At 62.0% G+C, this 18150-nt stretch carries 20 protein-coding genes and 2 pseudogenes; 3 read left to right on the forward strand and 19 right to left on the reverse strand.

Annotated elements, in window-relative coordinates:
• Nucleotides 1-21: 21 nt before the first annotated feature.
• From MUN79_RS30335 to MUN79_RS22880, 3 genes are all read right to left on the reverse strand, one after another.
• A complete protein-coding gene (locus MUN79_RS30335) occupies nucleotides 22-312 on the reverse strand; it encodes an RtcB family protein (protein WP_262922925.1) in 291 nt (96 codons plus the stop codon).
• Nucleotides 231-1448 carry an RtcB family protein gene (locus tag MUN79_RS22875; protein WP_311136567.1) on the reverse strand — a complete coding sequence of 406 codons (1218 nt, stop codon included), beginning with the start codon at nucleotides 1446-1448 and terminating at the stop codon, nucleotides 231-233. Before MUN79_RS22875 ends, MUN79_RS30335 begins: the two co-directional genes overlap by 82 nt.
• A 419-nt stretch (nucleotides 1449-1867) precedes the next feature.
• On the reverse strand, nucleotides 1868-2194 hold the full coding sequence (locus tag MUN79_RS22880) for a zinc ribbon domain-containing protein (protein WP_244674842.1): 327 nt from the start codon (nucleotides 2192-2194) through the stop codon (nucleotides 1868-1870).
• A gap of 35 nt (nucleotides 2195-2229) precedes the next feature.
• Between MUN79_RS22880 and MUN79_RS22885 the strand changes: the two genes are divergently transcribed.
• Complete coding sequence (locus MUN79_RS22885) at nucleotides 2230-2634, forward strand: hypothetical protein (RefSeq protein ID WP_244674843.1); 405 nt, start codon at nucleotides 2230-2232, stop codon at nucleotides 2632-2634.
• On the opposite strand, the gene MUN79_RS22890 is transcribed toward MUN79_RS22885, so the two are convergent.
• From MUN79_RS22890 to MUN79_RS22950, 13 genes and pseudogenes are all read right to left on the reverse strand, one after another.
• Nucleotides 2631-3524: a carbohydrate kinase family protein gene (locus MUN79_RS22890; protein ID WP_244674844.1), complete on the reverse strand. Its 894-nt coding sequence runs from the start codon at nucleotides 3522-3524 to the stop codon at nucleotides 2631-2633. The genes MUN79_RS22885 and MUN79_RS22890 overlap by 4 nt on opposite strands.
• A gap of 226 nt (nucleotides 3525-3750) precedes the next feature.
• Nucleotides 3751-4404: a YdeI/OmpD-associated family protein gene (locus MUN79_RS22895; protein ID WP_311136568.1), complete on the reverse strand. Its 654-nt coding sequence runs from the start codon at nucleotides 4402-4404 to the stop codon at nucleotides 3751-3753.
• A 40-nt stretch (nucleotides 4405-4444) separates the two neighbouring features.
• Nucleotides 4445-4836, reverse strand: a pseudogene (locus MUN79_RS32065) (DoxX family protein).
• 14 nt (nucleotides 4837-4850) lie between these two features.
• A complete protein-coding gene (locus MUN79_RS22905) occupies nucleotides 4851-5312 on the reverse strand; it encodes an SRPBCC family protein (protein WP_311136571.1) in 462 nt (153 codons plus the stop codon).
• A gap of 1 nt (nucleotide 5313) precedes the next feature.
• Nucleotides 5314-5643: an ArsR/SmtB family transcription factor gene (locus tag MUN79_RS22910; protein WP_244674845.1), complete on the reverse strand. Its 330-nt coding sequence runs from the start codon at nucleotides 5641-5643 to the stop codon at nucleotides 5314-5316.
• Between the two features lie 517 nt (nucleotides 5644-6160).
• Complete coding sequence (locus MUN79_RS22915; protein ID WP_244674846.1) at nucleotides 6161-7177, reverse strand: RtcB family protein; 1017 nt, start codon at nucleotides 7175-7177, stop codon at nucleotides 6161-6163.
• Nucleotides 7153-7521, reverse strand: coding sequence for a hypothetical protein (locus MUN79_RS22920; RefSeq protein ID WP_244674847.1), 369 nt, complete (start codon nucleotides 7519-7521; stop codon nucleotides 7153-7155). The genes MUN79_RS22915 and MUN79_RS22920 overlap by 25 nt, the downstream gene beginning before the upstream one ends.
• A gap of 1388 nt (nucleotides 7522-8909) precedes the next feature.
• Nucleotides 8910-9757 (reverse strand): annotated as a pseudogene (locus tag MUN79_RS32070) (TIGR02452 family protein).
• 128 nt (nucleotides 9758-9885) lie between these two features.
• Nucleotides 9886-10254: a hypothetical protein gene (locus tag MUN79_RS22930; RefSeq protein ID WP_244674848.1), complete on the reverse strand. Its 369-nt coding sequence runs from the start codon at nucleotides 10252-10254 to the stop codon at nucleotides 9886-9888.
• Nucleotides 10221-10787 (reverse strand): TROVE domain-containing protein, encoded by a 567-nt coding sequence (locus MUN79_RS22935; protein WP_244674849.1) that lies wholly within the window; start codon nucleotides 10785-10787, stop codon nucleotides 10221-10223. Before MUN79_RS22935 ends, MUN79_RS22930 begins: the two co-directional genes overlap by 34 nt.
• Nucleotides 10718-11407 (reverse strand): TROVE domain-containing protein, encoded by a 690-nt coding sequence (locus MUN79_RS22940; RefSeq protein ID WP_244674850.1) that lies wholly within the window; start codon nucleotides 11405-11407, stop codon nucleotides 10718-10720. Before MUN79_RS22940 ends, MUN79_RS22935 begins: the two co-directional genes overlap by 70 nt.
• A gap of 58 nt (nucleotides 11408-11465) precedes the next feature.
• On the reverse strand, nucleotides 11466-12767 hold the full coding sequence (locus MUN79_RS22945; protein ID WP_244674851.1) for a PcfJ domain-containing protein: 1302 nt from the start codon (nucleotides 12765-12767) through the stop codon (nucleotides 11466-11468).
• An 830-nt stretch (nucleotides 12768-13597) separates the two neighbouring features.
• Nucleotides 13598-13861, reverse strand: coding sequence for a hypothetical protein (locus MUN79_RS22950; protein ID WP_244674852.1), 264 nt, complete (start codon nucleotides 13859-13861; stop codon nucleotides 13598-13600).
• A 273-nt stretch (nucleotides 13862-14134) separates the two neighbouring features.
• Between MUN79_RS22950 and MUN79_RS22955 the strand changes: the two genes are divergently transcribed.
• Nucleotides 14135-15037, forward strand: coding sequence for a histone deacetylase family protein (locus MUN79_RS22955; protein WP_244674853.1), 903 nt, complete (start codon nucleotides 14135-14137; stop codon nucleotides 15035-15037).
• A gap of 29 nt (nucleotides 15038-15066) precedes the next feature.
• Nucleotides 15067-16053, forward strand: coding sequence for a hypothetical protein (locus MUN79_RS22960; RefSeq protein ID WP_244674854.1), 987 nt, complete (start codon nucleotides 15067-15069; stop codon nucleotides 16051-16053).
• Nucleotides 16054-16278: 225 nt separating this feature from the next.
• Here the strand turns inward: MUN79_RS22960 and MUN79_RS22965 are convergent, their stop codons facing one another.
• From MUN79_RS22965 to MUN79_RS22975, 3 genes are all read right to left on the reverse strand, one after another.
• On the reverse strand, nucleotides 16279-16863 hold the full coding sequence (locus MUN79_RS22965) for an alpha/beta fold hydrolase (RefSeq protein ID WP_244674855.1): 585 nt from the start codon (nucleotides 16861-16863) through the stop codon (nucleotides 16279-16281).
• Between the two features lie 337 nt (nucleotides 16864-17200).
• Nucleotides 17201-17551 (reverse strand): S24 family peptidase, encoded by a 351-nt coding sequence (locus MUN79_RS22970; RefSeq protein ID WP_244674856.1) that lies wholly within the window; start codon nucleotides 17549-17551, stop codon nucleotides 17201-17203.
• Nucleotides 17552-17562: 11 nt separating this feature from the next.
• On the reverse strand, nucleotides 17563-17991 hold the full coding sequence (locus tag MUN79_RS22975; protein ID WP_244674857.1) for a helix-turn-helix domain-containing protein: 429 nt from the start codon (nucleotides 17989-17991) through the stop codon (nucleotides 17563-17565).
• Nucleotides 17992-18150: the final 159 nt, after the last annotated feature.

Raw genomic sequence — 18150 nt, forward strand, 5'->3', positions numbered from 1 at the left:
TTCGTACGAATTTCACTGCATTTACTCGCCGCCTTTACCGCCCTTGCTGCCGGCATCCATGCGCACGATTTTGGGCGTGAAGGAGCCGAGCACATCCACCAGGTCGCGCTGGTGGGCCATGACTTGGTGAATGTCTTTGTAGGCCATGGGCGCTTCGTCGAGGCCGCCGCCCATGAGCTCAATGCCGTGGTCCTTGAGCTCCCGCCGTACGTCGCCTTCCTTCAGGGTTTTCATGGCCTGCCCCCGCGACATGCGCCGCCCAGCCCCATGGGAAGCCGACTGCAGCGAATCCCGCTCCCCGCGGCCGCGCACGATAAAGCCGGGGCCGTCATCGAGCCGGGAATTACGCCCAGCACGCCCTTGCCGGCCGGCGTGGCGCCCTTGCGGTGCACAATGGCTTCGCGCCCGTCGGAGAGGGTTTCGCGCCAGGCGAAGTTGTGGTGGTTTTCGACCTTGGCCATCGGCTTCTCGCCCAGGGCCCGGCTGATGCGGCGGTGAATCTGGTCGTGGCAGGCCGAGGCGTAGTCGCCGGCCAGGTTCATGGCCGCCCAGTATTCCTGCCCGGCCTGGGAGTCGAGGCTGAGCCAGGCCAGGTGGCGAGCTTCGGGCGGCAAGGGACAAACGTTCATGGCCAGCTTGGTGTAGTGCTGGGCCACGGCCGCGCCCAGGCCCCGGGAGCCACTGTGGGTGAGCAGGCCCAGGTATTTGCCCGGCGGCACGTCTAGCTCGTTGTCGGGGTCGGTAATGTCGACCACCCCGAACTCGACAAAATGGTTGCCCGAGCCCGAGGTCCCTATTTGGTCGACGGCGGTTTGGCGCTTGCCCCGCAGCACGGCTATTTCCTTGAACTCGGGCCGCTCGAAAATGGCGTCGTCCATTTTCTTATCGAAGGCGCTGAACTTGCTACCGAAGCGGGTATTGGCCAGAATGATGTTGCGCAGCTCCTTGGTCCGCTGGTAGAGCTCATGCTCGGGCAGCGGAAACACCGACAAGGCCATGCGGCAGCCGATATCCATGCCCACGCCGTAGGGAATGACGGCGTTGTCGACGGCCAGCACCCCGCCGATGGGCAGGCCGTAGCCCTGGTGGGCATCGGGCATGAGGGCCCCGTCGATGGTGACGGGCAGTTGCATGGCGGTGTCCATTTGCTTGCGGGCCCCGTCCTCGATGAACTCCTCGCCGTAGCGGCGGTAGTCCTTGATTTCGGGGTTGAGGCCCACGTTTTTATCAGGTTGGGGCACGAGTTCCTTGGCCACGTCGCGCCAGGTTTCGTCACGCAGATATTTGTAGGGGTCGGCCTGAATTTGTTGGAGCAAAGCCAGGGCGCTGCCTTTGTCGAGCTTCTTGAACTGGCGGTCGGCCAGCACGTCGAGGGCGCGGCCAATGGCGGGGCCTTCGGGAAAACCAATCTTGCGCAGGTCGTTGCCGCGCACCGTTTGCTTGGACATAGCCGGGAGAAATGGGTGGAGCTAGGTTGTAGCGCGGATTCGGGTGTGGGGTTATGGTTGAGGTGAAATGGTGAAATGGTGAAGTGGTGAGTTTGCTGTTCAATATCCTCTGTCATTGCGAGGAAGCATGACGAAGCAATCCGTCCTCTGCTAGCAACAAACTTTCTTGACTCACAAAGCTTTGGGGGCGGCGCAAGTGAGGTAGACAGTACCATGCCGGTCAAACAATATCGGTCAACACCTCGCGAAGTAAAGCTTCGCGGTACAGCAGAAAGCCCTTTCCCGTAGCTAACGAGAAAGGGCTTTCTGGTAAAAGGCGAGTGAGTAGCTTCGTAGAGGACGGATTGCTTTGGCTGGGCCTCGCAATGACACGGGTTAGCTGAACGTCAACTCACCAGTTCACTATCTCACCATCTCACCTACTGGGGCTTGCCGCACTCGGCGCAGAAGCGCTGGCCGGGCTTGACGCTGGCCCCGCAGTCGGCGCAGAATTTCTCCTTGGTTTGGGCCGCCACGTTGGGTGTGCCGCACTCGGGGCAGAACTTCTTGTTGGCGTCGAGGGTGGTTTGGCAATTATTGCACTGCACGACGGCGCCTTTGTTGAGAAAGTCCAGGTTGTTGGTGTAGTCCTGGGCGCGGGTTTTGGTGTAAATCTGCTCTTTGGCGGCCTGCCGCTGCTGGGAGGCCAGCTCCTCGTGCTCATCGGGGCACAGTCTTCGCAGAGGCCAGCCTTGTGGTTCCAGCATACGTCGGGGCACACCCAGTGGCCGCAGCGGGTACATTGCTTGAAGTGCTGCTTGCCTTCTTGCACCGCTTTTTCCAGGGCCGCGTCGTGGGCCTTGCCCCCGATGGCGCGCTGCACGTGGTAGGCCGCGTTGCCGGCGTCGTGGAAGTGGCCGCCAAACAGGCTGCCGGCGGCCCGCATCAGCTCCCCGGCAATGCCGATGCTGTTGGGGTGAAAGCGCGACATGTGGCCATTGCGGCATTTGTCGCAGTAAAACTTAAACTGGAAGCCTTTGTCAGTGGACAGGTCGTCGTGGTTGGAGACGAACTGAATCAGGTTGCTCATGGTGGCAGGGCATGTGGTTGGTTGCCTAAAAGTAGCAGATATCCCAAGATTAGAATATGCTGGTTGCATAACGGCTCAACCATGAATCTGCATTGTGGCCCCAAGCGGGTCGTTTAAGAGGACGACCCAGCCAGTAACTGCTGCACGTCGGCGGCGGTGAAGGCGGGCGTGGCACCGGGGCGGGTGGCGACCAAGGCACCGGTGGCGCAGGCAAAGCGCAGAGCCTCGCCGGGCTCCCGACCGGCCAGCCAGCCCTGAAGCAGAGCGGCCAGAAAGGCGTCGCCGCTGCCGATGGTGTCCTGCACCTCGACGGGCGCAGCGGGGGCGCGGTAGAGCTGCTTATTGGTCCAGAGTAGGGCGCCCTCGGCCCCGCAGGTAACGCACAGGGCCTGCCAGCGGAAGTGCTCGGCCAGCTGCTGCATGGCGGTGGCCGGGTCGGTTTCGGGGCCAAACCAAGCCCGGATTTCGGCCAGCTCGTGGTGGTTCATTTTCACCAGCTCAGCTTTCTGCAGCAGATATTCCACCACTTCCCGGGTGTAGTGCGGTGGGCGCAGGTTGACGTCGAACACCCGGAACGAAGCGTGCTCCAGCAGGCTATAAAGTGTCTCACGAGTGGCGGGGCTGCGGGCCGCTAGGCTGCCGAAGACAAACATAGCCGCGTCGGAAACGAGCGTATCGAGGCCCACTGCGGGCTGCATAAAGTCCCAGGCGACGGGGTGCACGATGTCGTAAGTCACCTCGTGGGCATCGGTTACGTTAGCCCGCACGATGCCAGTTTGGTGGGTAGAGTCGCGCTGCAGGTGGGCGGTGCTCAGGCCTTTGCCAGCCACGAAGCCGAGTAGCTCAGCGCCCGGCTCATCCTGACCGACGCGGCTGATAAGCTGCGCCGGCACGCCGAGCTGCTGCAGGTGCACGGCCACGTTGCATGGGGCGCCGCCGGGCTGCCGGCCGGTGGGCAGCACGTCCCAGAGGATTTCGCCGAAGCAGACGATGGATGAAGTAGGCATAAGCAGGTAAGGAGGTTACCGAAAAAGCAGGTTGGGCGAGGCAAAGAAACTTTGCAAACGGCAATTATTTCGTTTGTCATCCTGAGGCGGAGACGAAGGGCCTGCCTCTCCTACCTTACTACGGGTTGTACCAACGTACCAAAGCCCTTTACCAGATTAGCGGCAGAGGGCTTTGGCACGTTGAATAATCCTGGTCACTCAGGCGAGGAAGTTCCTTCGCAAAAGCTCAGGATGACAGGTGGAATGAGAAGTGAAATACTTCAACTCGGCATGGCAGGCGGAGCAGATAAAATGCTTCGATGTGCTTAGTCGTGCAGGCCTTTGCCCCGGAGGATGTGTGGGGTGTATTTCGCAATTCGCGCCGCCCGGGTTTTGGCTTGTTTGGGGCCGCAAAATAGAGCAGGTAGCCCCGCTGCCGGCCGGGAGTCAGGGTGTGGAAAGCAGCCCTCAGCGCGGCGTTATCGGCCAGGGCACTTTGCAGCTCTTCGGGCAGGGCAAACTCCGAGGTAGGCTTGAAAGTAACTTTTAGGCCTGCTTTTTCTATTTCCACTGCTTCCCGGATATACGCTTGCAAAACGGACTGCAGCCGGGCTATTTCCTGGGCGTTGGTAAACCGGATCTGGCGGGAGGCCTGCACGTTTTCGGTTTGCTGAATCAGCAGGCCTTGCGGGTCGGTGAGCAGGGCGCCGGCGAAGAAGTTGAGGGCGCAATACTCCTTAAAGGCGTGGAGCAGAACGACGTTCCGGTGCTGGAAGGTGTAGCAGGGCACTCCCCACTTCACTTCCTCCGTAAGGCCGCAACCGAGCACCAGGGCCCGTAGCTCGCGCAGCTCTGCCTGCCATGTGTGGACGTTGCAGGCGGGGTGCTGACCAGGGCGCAACGCCCGCAGCCATCCGTGAAATAGAAGTCCGCCGTTGCGCTCATGTTGCCGGGTAGGTAAGGGCCACGATTCTTCTATCGGCGGGACGGAAATACCACGAGAGGACCGTCAGGGTCAGCAGCAGCAGGGCCGGAAAAAGCTCGGTTATGGGCGCCTGGGTGGCCAGGTGGGACCAGACGGCGCCCGACATGGCAAAGAAAAAGCCTGCGTACGCCCACTCTTTCAAAACTGGAAACCGCGGCACGAGCAGGGCTAGAACCCCAGAATTTTCCAGACCCCGAGGAGTACCGCAAAGTAGGCCGGGTAGCCGAGGTTGGTCATAAAATCCGTTTCGGCCTTGATTTGCAGGGCCTGCATGATGCCGCTGGACAGCATGCCTAGGGCCAGCCAACCCGTGGCCACCCAGTAAACTATTTTGGCTTTCGTGCGCATGGCGGAGCGCTAGTTTAGTTTGCTGACGATATCCTGCAAGCGGTTGTGGGCGCTATTAAGGCCCTTGGCAAAGGGCAGCTGCAGCTGTTGGTTTCGCTGCGCCACCGAGCGGTAGATGATGTGCATGCGGAGCCGGCTGGTGTCGTTGGGCAGGCTTTCGAACTCCAGAAATTCCAGCTGGGGCCCGAAGGGGCATTTTCGATTTCGAAGGTGCGGGTGATTTTCTGGTCGGGAATAAAATCGTGGATGACGCCCCCGGCCCGGAATACCACCTGCCCCTGCTCGTCGGTGGTTTCAAGCTGCCAGCTGCCGTGCTTTTGGTTGTCCAGCTTGAGCACCTTGGTGCCCATCCACTGCTCGATGATGGCGGGGTCGGTGTAGGCCGTGAAGAGCAGGGGCAGCGGCAAGTCGAAGGTGCGGGTGATGAGCAGGTCCTGCCGGTTGTCCTCGGCGCTGATGCGGGTTTTGGGCTCCATCTTATTCCGTGGGTTTGGCCTGCCGCTCTTTCAGAATGCTTTCCAGCTTATTGAACCGCTCGTCCCACATCTGGCGGAAGGGCTCGATGAAGTCGGCTATGGCTTTGATGCCGACCGGGTTGAGGTGGTAATACATTTCCCGGCCTTTCTGCTCCTGGGTGAGCAGCTCGCACTCGGTCAGAATCTGCAGGTGCTTGGATACGGTGGGCCGGGCCGTGTCGAAGCTGGCGGCAATGGCCCCGGCCGTCAGCGACTGGGAAGCCAGCAGCAGCAGAATGGCCCGGCGGGTGGGGTCGGCCAGGGCCTGGAAGGCGTCGCGGCGTAGATTCATCGTGTAGCTATGTGGCTACAAGTATACGCGTAGCCATTTAACTACACAAGTATATTTGCCATTCTTTTTGCTATTGCCAAGCCAATTCTGGCCGGCGTTTGCAGCACTGTCCGCCCAGCGTATACCCGGGAGCTGGCAGGCGCGAAAGGTTGTTTTCCGTCCTACACGGCGGTTCAGCCGTGTACTACAGCAGAGTGCAGAGCGCGAAACGGTGAAACCATACCGCGAAACCGTGAATTCTTACCGCGGACCACCAAATCTATACCGCGGACGTATGTGACCAAGCCGCGGAGCTCTAAAACCACACCGCGGACGACGTAATCCAGACCGCGGACCGCTGAGACCAGGCCGCGAATCGTTAAGACCGGACCGCGGACCACCGAAACCATACCGCGAATCGTTGGAACCACAAGTCGGGATTTGCGAATCCGCACAGCGGGGTTTGTGTAGCTATACGTCGGAGTTTAGGCAAAAAAAGAGGCCCCAGGTGGGGCCTCTTTCGAATCAAACAACAGATTTACGCGCCGTCCATACGCACGATTTTGGGCGTGAAGGAGCCGAGCACATCCACCAGCTCCTGCTGGCTTTGCATCACGGCGTGGATGTCCTTATAGGCCATGGGCGCCTCGTCCACTCCCCCACCCTGCAGCACCACGTCGTGGTCTCTGAGGTACTGGCGTACCTGGGCTTCACCGAGCTCCTGCTTGGCCCGGGTGCGCGACATAAGCCGGCCCGCGCCGTGGGAAGCCGAGCCCAGGGACTCGGCCACGCCCCGGCCGCGCACGATAAAGCCGGGGGCCGTCATGGAGCCGGGAATGATGCCCAGCACGCCCCGGCCGGCCGGCGTAGCGCCCTTGCGGTGCACGATAACCTCACGGCCATCGGCCATTCGTTCTTTCCAGGCGAAGTTGTGGTGGTTTTCCACTTTCGCCAACGGCCGCTCGCCCAGGGCTTTGGCCAGGCGGTGGTGAATCTGGTGGTGGCAGGCCGAGGCAAAGTCGCCGGCCAGGGTCATGGCGGCCCAGTATTCCTGGCCCAACTCGCTATCAAGGCCCAGCCAGGCTAGGTGCTTGGCCTCATTGGGCAGCTGGCAGTTTTCCATGGCCAACTTGGTGTAGTGGTTGGCAACCGAAGCGCCCAGGCCGCGGGAGCCGGAGTGGCTGAGCAGACCCACGTACTGCCCCACGGCCAAACCCATTTCGTTGGTGGGGTCGGTGATGTCGACCACGCCGAACTCGACGAAGTGGTTGCCGGAACCCGAGGTGCCGATTTGCTCGGCGGCCGTAGCCTGCTTGTTGCGCAGGAAGGGCACGGCTTGGAAGGTGTCACTTTCCAGCACTTCGTGGCCTAGCTTCTTGCCCCGGTCGAAGCCGGTGCGGTTGCCGAAGCGGGTGTTGTCGAGCAGCAGTTTCTGCAATTCCTGCACCCGCTGGCTCAGAAACTTGGGCGGCAAAGCAAACACCGACAGCGCCATGCGGCACCCGATGTCGACGCCCACGGCGTAGGGAATCACGGCATTATCAGTAGCCAGCACGCCCCGATGGGCAGGCCGTAGCCGTGGTGGGCGTCGGGCATGAGGGCGCCGGCTACGGTCACGGGCAGCTTCATGGCCGTGTCCATCTGGTGCAGGGCCCCGGGCTCGATGTGCTCGGCCCCGTAGAGGGCGTAGGGCTTGCGGGCCACCAGCTCGATGTGGCGGGACGGGGCGGCAGCAGGGCAGCGGCCACGTGGCTCCAGTCGAGGTGGGTGGCAAACTCGCGGGTGCGGTGAGCAGGTGCTGAAGCAGGGCCAGCTGGTCGGTGAGGGAAAGTTTCTTGAGGTGCTTGCGCTGCAGTTGCGCCAGGGCAAGCCCGATGGCACGGCCTTCGGGGAAGCCAAGCTGCCGAAGGTCGTTGCCGCGTAGTTGTTGGGCCATACAAGTGTAGTCCGAAGACGTGAAGTTGAAGGAAAAACGGCCGGCAGTAAGGCGGCGGCACCCACATTTCGGTGCCGCCGCCGGCCGCGTTTTATGAATTGAAAAAGCTAGTCCGAACCGGAGCAACGGGCCGGCCGCGCCATAGTGGGAGTACTTGCGGACTACCCGACGGGACAGGTCGAAGGAGCGCGGCCGTACGGCATCCGGGCCGGAAAAGCAGTTGCCAGACGGAGGAAACGGGTGATATGGTGGGTAGTCCGAGGGCGTATTTTTCAGAACGAAGGAATACTACCCGACGACACCGTTTCCGGCCCGGCTCCGGTAGTGGGCTACAAGGCGGGCAGCCTCTATACTGTGCTCTAACCAACTGAGCTACTGCCTTACGGCAGGAAGGACTTGAACCTCCGACCCCAGCGCCCCAAGCGAAGTAAGGCTGCCCTACAGCACCACTACCGAAAAACGAACTGCTGACCAGGACAACAAGTGGAGGGCGTTATTGCTACCGTAACCAAGGCAGCACCCGCAACCGAAGCGGCGGGGTGCGGGAGTTGAACCCGCTCTTCCTAAGAATCGCCGAAGTAACGCCTTCCGACGGCACCTGGTAAACAGTAAAAACAAACTCGTTGGGGCAACTAGGCGCCCAGCCACTAATCGTGCTCTGACCAGCTGAGCTACCGTGCCGCCGAAGCAGCACGAGAAGGATTCGAACCCCCGACCCGGGCATTAAAAGTGCGAAGTATGGCTAGGCTACGGCACCCAACGAGGTATTGGTCTGCTTTGCTTTCGGGGCAACAGGCGGGGCGCCCTGCTGATTGATGCGTCTACATTCCGCCACTCGCAGCCGGCTGGCCCGAGGCGGGAGTTGAACCCGCACGCCTTTCGGTGTCAATTGAGAACGAAGGATTGCGCCCCTACGGCACCCGAAAAAGAACAGATACAAATGGCCCAACCGGGGTAACAAAGGGAAGCGCGGCCGAAGCCATTCTGCTCTACCAAGCTGAGCTACGTGCACGGGCAGCAGCCGGCGCAGGGCGGGACTCGAACCCGCGACCCGAAGGAACGCTTCCCGACGACACCCGGCGGGATAGTTTGCTTATTGGTTTCAACCTAAGGCAGGGGCAGCAGACGCCCGGCGAGTGTTTTCCCGGGCTTGCCGAAGCAGACCCGGCGGGAATCGAACCCGTAACCGCCGTAATATGGCGGCCTGAAAACCAGCCCGAAGTAACGCCCGGCTACGGCACCTTGCCAGAAGGCTAATTACCCAGTAGTCGGAGGCAGGCTTGACCCGTTTGGCCCGGCATTTAGGCCCCCGACTTTAGGTATTTTTAGGTGGTTAGGTAAGACATGAGAGTCAGACGGTGTTAAGGGTGAGACTCGCCAGCTCGGCTTCAAACGCCCGGAGCACGGGGTGCGGGGGCTGGGGGTCGAAGATGGCAAAATCGAGGCGCTGGAACGAGGTGCGCCAGCCGGGCTGGGCCAGGGCTTCGGCAAACAGCCGGGCAATCTGCGCCGGGTCGTTGCCGAACACGCCGCAGCCCCAGGCCCCCAGCACCAGTGCCTCGCAGCCGTGACGGGCGGCCATGCCCAACACCTGCCGGATGCGGCGCTGCATGGTGGGCAGCAGCTCGGGCAAGAGCTCCGGGGAGTTGCGCCGTAAGGCCCCGGCATTCACGGCCGGGGAGGTAATAATGTCGACGCGGTAGGGCTCGGGGAGCCAGCGGCCGGCATCATCGAGCAGCACCGGTACGCCGGGCGAGTAGATGGCGTAGTCGCTGTAGAGGCCGTTGAGGTGGGCATTGTGCTGGTACATCTCCGGAAACAGCAGCTGGCACGGATACAGCCCCGAAGAGCGGGCCAGGCTTTCCTCCTGGGCCTGACTGCCACCCAGAAAGCCCCACCGGGGTTGCGGGCCGAAGCAAAGTTGAGCACCCCGACGCGGGAGAACTCCTTACTCAGGGCCGCAGCGGCTTCGAGCGTAGTAGCTTGGTACACGCACACTTCGGCGGGAGCACCAGCGGCGGGTCCGGGTTCCTGCCCCACCGCGGCAGCGTCCGCCGGCCGGTAGAGCAGACTGCCTTGCGCGGCAGCGTGTTGCCAGGCCCCGATGCTGACTTCAGTACCGTTTGCCGTGTGGTAGCAGCCGGTTTCCAGGGCATCGAGGGTGAGGCGGGCCAGTTGTTGACGTTGTTCGCGGTTCATAAACGGGGCAGGAATATTACGGACTTCCGTGGGGCGGGAGCAGCGGCCGGATTGCCGCCGCCCCGTGCCGCTTGCAGGGTCGCAGAGTTGGTTTATTTCGAAGAAGAGTTGGCTGGGCAGCCTCCCTCCTACAGGTCTATTTTTTCAATTTCGGTCAGGGCCGAGCCGCCGTTTTCCAGGGCCTGCAGCACGTCAAACACCTTGTCCGACCAGCCGGCAATCAGCGCTACGCCGTGGCCTTCGCGCACTTCGAGGGGCGCCGAGCCGTGGCCGGCCAGGTCGAAGAGGTAGAGCCGGGCCTGGGGAGCCACTGTGCGGCGGTAGTCTAGCCAGGCCTGGGCCAGGGTGCCACCGTCGCCGGTGCTGTTCCAGAGCTGGCAGTCGGTGAAAATCATCACCTTATCCACCACCTCGCGGCGCTGCAGCAAGTCCTGCACGACCAGGTGGCCGTTGGTGCTGTAACCTACTTCGCCTTCGCGGCGGTAGAACTCCTGCACGTTTTGCAGGGTCCGGCCCCGGGCAGGCTCAGGCGCTTCCAGGTGTCGCCGAACATGCCGGTGACTACGTAACTGCAACGGCTCTGCAGGAGCATGCCCAGCACCAGGCCCACGTCGTAGAGCAGCACTTTGCTGCGGGCCGACACCGGCTGCTGCATCGAGCCCGACACGTCGCAGGCCACCACCACGCGGGTGCTGGTATCGAAGCCGCGCAGGTTGGCTACGCTGTGCGCAATGGCCGTTTCTAGGGCTTCTAGTACCAGGGCCACGTAGCCCGACTTCAAAACCAGCACCTCGCGGTAGGCGGCCAGAAAGCGGAAAGGCAGCTGCTTGGCCCGGGCCACGGCCTGCTCATTGCTCAGCGTAGCGCACACCTTCTCTACTGCCTGAGCCGACACGTCGGCTTCGAGGATGTTGCGCAGGTTGCGCAGCAAGGCCATGTAGCCCAGCTTGCCGCTGGTAATCAGGGTTTCCCACACGGTGCGAAAAGCTGCCGCGCGCTCCTCCGGCGAGGCAAAGGCTTGCTGACCCACTGCCGACAGCTCAGTTTCCCAGGTGTAGGGCGTGGGCAGCGTGTCGTGCACGAGCTGGTCGAACAAGGCCTGCTGCTCAGCGTCCCGGGCGTGGGGTGCACCAAGAACAGGGCGTCGCGCAGGCGCACCTGCCCGGCCCGGTCGTACTTGGCCAGCTGGTAGCCATCGAAACGGTTGAAGCTCAGGGCCAGGCCTTTCTGCACCTGCTTGGAGAGGCGGTTGAGGGTTTTCACCCCTTCCCGCTCCTTGGCTCGGGCGTAGTAAGCCAGCAGCTCGGTAATTTCGTCGGCGCGCTGCACCACCCGGGCTACCAGGCGGCTTACCAGGCTGTCGCCGCGGTGCAGGCGGGCCAGCTCCACGGTCAGGACCAAGGGCACGGTGCGCAGGTAGAGCTGCTCACGGGCATACACCGCCAGCCGGGCCACAAACTCGGGGTCGTTGCGGGCCACCAGCTCGCGCAGGCGCTGCAGGCGGGTGTCGGCTTTTTCGTAGAACTGGTCGCTCAGGGCGGCCGTGGCTACGGCCGCGTACAGCTCCAGCTGGGGCGTAAGCGTATAAGCAGCCGCCCCTTCGTGGTTGAGGACGGTTTTGGCTTTGCGGAAGGGTAGATTGAAGCGCATGAGGCGGTGAGATGGTGAAAGGGTGAGTTTTGCGCCGTAGAGCCCGTTGCCGAATTACTTAGTTGAGCAAGTGCTTGGGCACCAGCAGGCGGTTATCGGCGGCCCAGCGCTGAATCCAGGCGCCTTCCTCATCGTTGGGGCGGCGGTTGAACAGGCCCCGGGCTTGCACCACGGTGCGGTTGGCCTGCACTTCCAGCGTCACGGTACGGGTGCCGTTGAGCGATAAGGAGAAGATGGCGCTGCGCCCCCGCCGGCAGGAGTCCAGATACGACGCCACGCAGTGCCGCAACGTGCGGCCTTCGTGGATCAGCTCCCCGTAGGTGCGCAGCTGGGTGATGCGCACCGGGCACTTGCCGCCCCCGGAAAAGTCAGGCACAGGCAAGGGCACCCAGGTAGTAGCCAGCGTCAGGCTGGCTTCGGGCTGCCGGTGCGGGGCCCGCACGAGCTGGCGGTGCCACTGCGCCGTTTGCGTCAGTACACTCGCCATGGAGCGGCCTTTAAGCGAGAAGCCCGGTTGGGCCGGCTCGTCGCCGATGCCCACCGCGCGCTTCTGGTGAATCCAGTCGCAGACGGGCCCCAGCTGGTAGGGGTCGACCATGGGAGCGCCGGCAAAGAAGTCGACTACCCGCAGCCAGAACTCATCGTCGCGGCCCAGGTGGCGGCCCAGGCGGGAGTCGAGCACCGGGCCCAGCCAGTGCAGCTGGTCGCGGCTGGCCAGCTGGGCGTAGCGCAGGGCCTGCAGAAACGTGTAGCCCGCCGGGACCAGGCGCAAATGGTGCTCGATCTTGCGAGTGAGCGGCACCGGCAGCCCCGCAAATGTGCGCAGGGCCTCTCCCTGACCCAAATGCACCGTCAGGCTGGCAATATCCAGCCCGTCTTGCAGGCGGCCGGCCGTCCAGGAGCTAATCACCCAGGCCGGCACGTCGCCGTACTGGTCGAAAAGGTGGCGCACCAGGCTTTCCAGCTGCCGAAATGGGTTGCGGCTCTGGGGTTGCCAGTCGGCCAACTCCCGGCAGCGCCGCGGCAAGCACCGGGCCACGGCGGCCAGGGCCGGGGCCAGCTCAGCCCGCCAGAGCAGTTCGGTGCGCTTGTCGGCCAGGCCGCGCAGCAGTCCGGCGCACTGACTGCGCTGCGGGTCTTTTTGTTCGAGAATACAGTGACGGTAAAACTCCGTCAGCGGGGAATTTTCGCCCAGGTGGGCATTGATTACGGGTAGCGGACCAGCCAGCGAGAAGAGGTAGTCGACTTGCTGTCGGAGTGGCCAGCGGCGCCAGTCGAGACGCCGGGCGGCGGAGAGAACTATGCGGGCTTGCTGGGCTTCCCAGACCGCATGGGGGACGGGTTTGTGACGGTTAGACATCGGGCTGAATTCCCTGCGCGAGGGTGGTTACCGATTGAAAGATCAGCCGAAGTTGTGGCTGGTATAGCAGGCGTAGCGAGTAGAATCCGGAAGCTTTCGTACATGACTTAATTGTTAAAAGAGTGATGAAAATGAATTCACGGAAGCCGTAAATTCGACGCAGTATTTAAATTAATTAGAACCTAAAAGGCATACCTCTTCCACGCCGCTGGAAATTATTTTTCAGCGAATAAATAATATGAAAAAGGCCCGGTTTCTGGGAGAAGCCGGGCCTTTTTCACGAATCAGTCACGTAGTATCTACCTACGAGAATCGTTCGATAAAAAATCCCGGCCGTACCAATTCCACTCCCGGCGTAAGGGCCGTTTGGACTGGGGCTGGTTGAGGAAGCAATCCGCTGACAGATGCATGGCCGAAGAGCGTAAAGGGGGTGAAAAACAAACCACCCGAACCTTCTGGGGTTCGGGTGGCGGAAGTATCAGAGAAAACCTGCTGCTACTTTAGCTATACCGAACCGAGGCGGAAGCCCCTGGCTTCAGACCGTCTTGCTTGCTGGTGTAGTTAAAGTGGCGCGACATGGTTTTAGTTGTTTTTCTGTGGTTGAGTGATGCAAATATGGAGGGAGTTTTTGTATCCACCAAATTAGTTCGAAAAATAATTTAAATATTTTTCTATTTAGAAGTAATCAACTCACTTGCGCTGGAAATAAAGCCAGAAAAAACGCCGCAATTAAATAGCACTACCGGCTTTAAATGCAGAACAGATAAAACTGTGGCAATTACTGCAGGCTGACTTTAAACGACCAGCACAACCTCCGCAATCAACTAGGCTTAATCATCAATGGTATGGGTATGGGTCACGGGGAAGCCCGCATCGATCAGGGCCTGCTTGATCGTGGGCCAGTCGGGCTCGGTGCCGGTGGCCGAGGCCACGTGGGCCTGCCCCTCGGTTATCTGGTCGACCACCAGATTCTGGGCCTGGAGTACTTCCCGTACGGCGACAATACTTTCGGGCGTGGTCATGGCCGGCAGTTCGAGGCTGTAGCGGACGAGTTGGGTGTTGTTGGCGGTGGGGTCGGAAAAGGAAGCAGACATGGCGCAGAAGGTAAAGTGAAACGCAGACACCGAGGACCGGTGCCTAGAAGTGTACTAGGCTGGCGGGCTTTGGTTGCGGCTCAGCTGCCGGGCATGCAGTCTATTTCCATTGATCCGGACACGTCAGCCGGGTTTGTAGAGGCAAAATAAAAGCGCCGACCCGGTGGGGTGCGTCCGCCGGGCCGGTTGGACGGCCGGTGCGGGTTTATCCGGCCGCTCGGCCCTGAATCATCGTACAGGCAGCTTACAACACCTTGCCGCCGCCGCCGCTTTATGCCCTGCCTTGCCACTTCTGAGCGCTATACCCTCGACCTGCCCGCCGGCCACCGCTTTCCCATTGCCAAGTATGAGCTGATTCGGGAGCAGCTGCTCTGGCAGGGCATTGCCCCACCCCACGATTTCTACGACCCGGGCCTATGCGCCGAAGAAGACGTGCTGCGGGTGCATACCCCGGAGTATTGGTACAAAGTGCGTGACCAGCAGCTTTCGGCCGCCGAGGTGCGCCGACTGGGCTTGCCGCAGAGCGAGCGGCTGGTGCTACGGTCCCTGAGCAGCTCGGCCGGCACGGTGCAGTCGGCGCGGCGGGCCCTGCACGACGGGGTGGCCCTGAACCTGGCCGGGGGCACCCACCACGCCTTTGCCGACCGCGGCGAGGGGTTCTGCGTGCTCAACGACATTGCCATTGCCGCCGCTCACTTATTACACCACCAGCTGGCCCGGCAAATCTTGGTAGTAGATCTGGACGTGCACCAGGGCGACGGGACGGCCAGCATTTTTCGCCACGAGCCGCGCGTATTCACCTTTAGTATGCACGCCGGGGCCAACTACCCGCTGCGTAAAGAACAGTCGGACCTGGACGTGGCCCTGCCCCTGGGCCTCGACGACGCGGGGTATCTGCAGCTCTTGACCCAAACGTTGCCCGGTCTGCTGGACCGCGTAAAGCCTGATTTCGTGTTTTTCCAGGCCGGCGTGGATGTGCTGGCTACCGACAAACTGGGCCACCTGGGTTTGACCCGGGAAGGCTGCCGTCGGCGCGACGAACTGGTGCTGGGCCTCTGCCGGCGGCACGGCCTACCCGTGGCTGTGAGCATGGGCGGCGGCTATTCCGAGCGAATCGGCGACATTGTGGATGCCCACTGCAACACGTTTCGGGTGGCGTATGAGCTGTTTGGGTAGCCGCTGTTTTCCCGCCGTATCTTTGCCGTATGAATCTGCATAACCCCGCCACCGACCTGCCCGCCGCCAACTCCCTCCCCGTTCAAGCGCCGGCCGCGGCTCCTGGTACGCCCGCCCAGCAGGCATTCCGCCAGGCCATTCAGGACGTGGAAAACCTGCGGGAACGGCTGCGGGAGTTGGAAGAAGGTCAGGCCGAAGCCCGGCGCCGCTACTGGCAGCAGGTGGGCCCCTTGGCTCAAACGGTGGTAGCCGCCCGCCGGGGTTTATTTGCGCCTCTGGAAGAAGCCCTGCTTCTGCCCTACTTCAGCCGCGCCGAGCACCGGCAGCTGGAGGAGCTGATTCTGAGCAACGCAAGGTCCCTGCAAAACCGGTTTGGCGAAGACGTGGCCGACGTGCTGCAGCGCCACGCTCCTAAGTCGGGCACGGCCGCGGAACCCGAAGAACGGCCGCAACCGGAGCCCCGGGCGGAAGCCAACCCCGACCCCGGCCAGACGAAGCGCCAAGGCAAGAGCAAGAAGGCCAAAGCCGCCGAAAAAGCGGCGCTGGAAGAACAGCAGAAGCTGCTGGGCAACACTAAAAACCTGTACCGGCAGTTGGCCCGGGCCAACCACCCCGACCTGGAGCGGGACCCGGTTCTGGCCCAGGAAAAGACGGTACGGATGCAGCAAATCACCCGGGCCTACGAGGCCAATGACCTCTACACGCTGCTGCAGCTGCTCTCGGAGCACGTGCCCGGCGGCCCCGACTCCGAATCGGAAGACCTGCTAACCCGCTACACCCAGGCCCTGCGCCAGCAGCAGGACGAGCTCAAGCAGCGCATGAATGAACTCAAATACGGCACCAGCAACGCCTTTGCCGCTACCGGCAAAAAACAGGAAGCCGAGCTGCGCCAGGTAAAGCGCCACCTGCGGGCCGAAGCCGAATATTTGCAGCGCGTCGAGCAGCACATCCAGGACCCCGAGGGCCTGCGCGACCTGCTCCGCCAGCTCGCCGCCGAAGGCCACGACACGATTTGAGTTGCTGTGCTACTACCAGTGCCTGTGTCCTTGCGAGGAGGCACGACGAAGCAATCCGTCCTCTACGAAGGTAGTCTCAGCCTATTACCAGAAAGCCCTTTCCCGTAGCAACGAGAAAAGGCTTTTCAGTTAGGGTTGCTCAGCACATTTCAGAGGACGGATTGCTTCGTCGTGCCTCCTCGCAATGACACGTATGATAGTGGGGTGCATACGTTTCGGCCGCGCCTACTCGGGCTGCAGAAACTCTATTGCCTGCTGAATGACGGCTGGGTCGCGCATGATGCGGTTGTGGCCCAGACCGGTGGTGGGACGGAAGTCCAGGCCGGGCCAGTTGCGGGCTATGTCTTCCGCTTCACTAAAGGGTATGGTTTCGTCGGCGCGGTCGTGCAGCAGCAAGGCCCGCTCGGCCGGTACCTGCTGGCCCACCTGGGTCAGGCTGTAGCTTTCGGAGCTGCGCCCGTGCCGGGCTTCGGCAAACTCCACCATCCGGGCCGCCACCTTGGCCGGCAGGTGGAGCAGGTCGGCAAAGCGCTGAAACACGGCCGGCGTACTGCCCGGCACGCTCAGCAGCATCAGCCGCGGCAACCGTCCTTCTCCATTAAACTGCACCGGCAGCCCCGCCGTGGCGGCAGCCCCAAAGGAGTGCGCCACAACGCCCCAAATCGGCCCGGCCTGGTCGGCAACGGCCTGGATGGCGGCCCCGAACATGGGCAGCGTCGTGCGCCGGCCGGTGGACGCGCCGTGGGCGGGTCCGTCGAAAGCCACCACCCGGTAGCCTGCTGCCACCAAACCCTGCGCAAACGCCCCCAAAAGCTGGCCCGGTGCTCCCAGCCGTGCACCAGCAGCACGGTCCGTGCCCCTGCGGGTTCCATTCGTAGGCGACCAGCTGGCCTTGGCCAAACGGCACCTCATACCGCCGGGCCCCGGCCAGTGCGGCGGCTTCCCAGGCTTTTACCGGCAGCCGGCGGGGCGTGGTAAACAGCCGCCAGGCCGACTGAAAAGCAACCGTGGTGGAGAAGGCCGCCAGCAGCCGAAACTTCAGGCGCAGCAGCTTCAGAACGGGCGGCACTGCCGGCTGAGCGGACGTGGTGGTTGGAGTCATGGGCGCAAATATCCGCACTCCCGCCGATTTGACCCTTGTTTGGGCTTAGTCTTCCTGTTCACTGAGGCGGGTTAGCAACTCTTCCACCTGCCGCTCCAGGCGTGTGAGGCGTTCTTCCATCGTAGATGGTGGCCGCAAATGGGTGGTAAACACGGCTTTCACTTCCCAGATTTCCAGGGCCTGCTCCAGGGCGAATTCCTCGGAGCCGTAGTCAGGGTTGTCGGCCCGCAGCCGCAGGTGAGTAGCCGAGATTCGCTCGGCCAGGCGGCGCACCAGCAGCTTGCTTTGGGTTACGAAGGCGTAAATACGCTGCACCCGCAGGTTGGGCGCGGCTAAGTCTACGCGGCGGCACAGAATTACGTCCTGATGGCGCAGGCCCTGCTGCTGATGCTGCATTTCGGCGCCTACTATTTCAAATGCCCGGGTAGCCGGGCCCAGCTGGTGGGGAAACGTAAGCGGGGCAGCGCGTCGAGAAAAGCGGCGCTGTGGTGCTGCACAATATATTCGAGCAGGCGGGCGGCGGGTACAAAAGGGGTTACGTTGGCCTGCTGGTCGGCGCTGGCCGTGGGCACGGCCGCTGGGGCGGGAGCCGCATCCTTCTGAAAAATATCAAAGTGGTAGAGCTCATTTACCGTCAGCTCTTTTGTAAGTAGCAGGTCAACGGACAAGCCAAAATGCTGAGCAATCTGAATTAGTGTCTCCATTTTGGGCTCGGACCGGCCTTCTTCATACGCCCCTACACTGGGCCGGGCCAGGCCGAATAATTCCGCAAAAGCCGCCTGACTCAGCTTTTTAACCGTTCTGATCTTGCGGATGTTCTTGCCAACGTAGGACATAGCAGGGAAATATATTTCGCTCAAAGCTTGAGCACATCTAAAACTTTGAGTACTCTTGCACCGTAAAACTACCACAATACCGCCAACCACTTCTATCAGTCAGCTATTTTTTTGAGCCATTAGCCGTCCGCGCAAACCTGTTCCCGCTTACTGCTCCGC

It is taken from the genome of Hymenobacter cellulosilyticus, assembly GCF_022919215.1.
In the GTDB taxonomy this organism is placed as follows: Bacteria; Bacteroidota; Bacteroidia; order Cytophagales; family Hymenobacteraceae; genus Hymenobacter; species Hymenobacter cellulosilyticus.

Bases quoted from the DNA above. Each gene is read 5' to 3' on its own strand.
- MUN79_RS22875 (WP_311136567.1), bottom strand. From the start codon at position 1,448: ATGTCCAAGCAAACGGTGCGCGGCAACGACCTGCGCAAGATTGGTTTT.
- MUN79_RS22880 (WP_244674842.1), bottom strand. From the start codon at position 2,194: ATGCTGGAACCACAAGGCTGGCCTCTGCGAAGACTGTGCCCCGATGAG.
- MUN79_RS22890 (WP_244674844.1), bottom strand. From the start codon at position 3,524: ATGCCTACTTCATCCATCGTCTGCTTCGGCGAAATCCTCTGGGACGTG.
- MUN79_RS22905 (WP_311136571.1), bottom strand. From the start codon at position 5,312: ATGGAGCCCAAAACCCGCATCAGCGCCGAGGACAACCGGCAGGACCTG.
- MUN79_RS22910 (WP_244674845.1), bottom strand. From the start codon at position 5,643: ATGAATCTACGCCGCGACGCCTTCCAGGCCCTGGCCGACCCCACCCGC.
- MUN79_RS22940 (WP_244674850.1), bottom strand. From the start codon at position 11,407: ATGCGCTTCAATCTACCCTTCCGCAAAGCCAAAACCGTCCTCAACCAC.
- MUN79_RS22945 (WP_244674851.1), bottom strand. From the start codon at position 12,767: ATGTCTAACCGTCACAAACCCGTCCCCCATGCGGTCTGGGAAGCCCAG.
- MUN79_RS22950 (WP_244674852.1), bottom strand. From the start codon at position 13,861: ATGTCTGCTTCCTTTTCCGACCCCACCGCCAACAACACCCAACTCGTC.
- MUN79_RS22955 (WP_244674853.1), top strand. From the start codon at position 14,135: ATGCCCTGCCTTGCCACTTCTGAGCGCTATACCCTCGACCTGCCCGCC.
- MUN79_RS22960 (WP_244674854.1), top strand. From the start codon at position 15,067: ATGAATCTGCATAACCCCGCCACCGACCTGCCCGCCGCCAACTCCCTC.
- MUN79_RS22970 (WP_244674856.1), bottom strand. From the start codon at position 17,551: ATGCAGCATCAGCAGCAGGGCCTGCGCCATCAGGACGTAATTCTGTGC.
- MUN79_RS22975 (WP_244674857.1), bottom strand. From the start codon at position 17,991: ATGTCCTACGTTGGCAAGAACATCCGCAAGATCAGAACGGTTAAAAAG.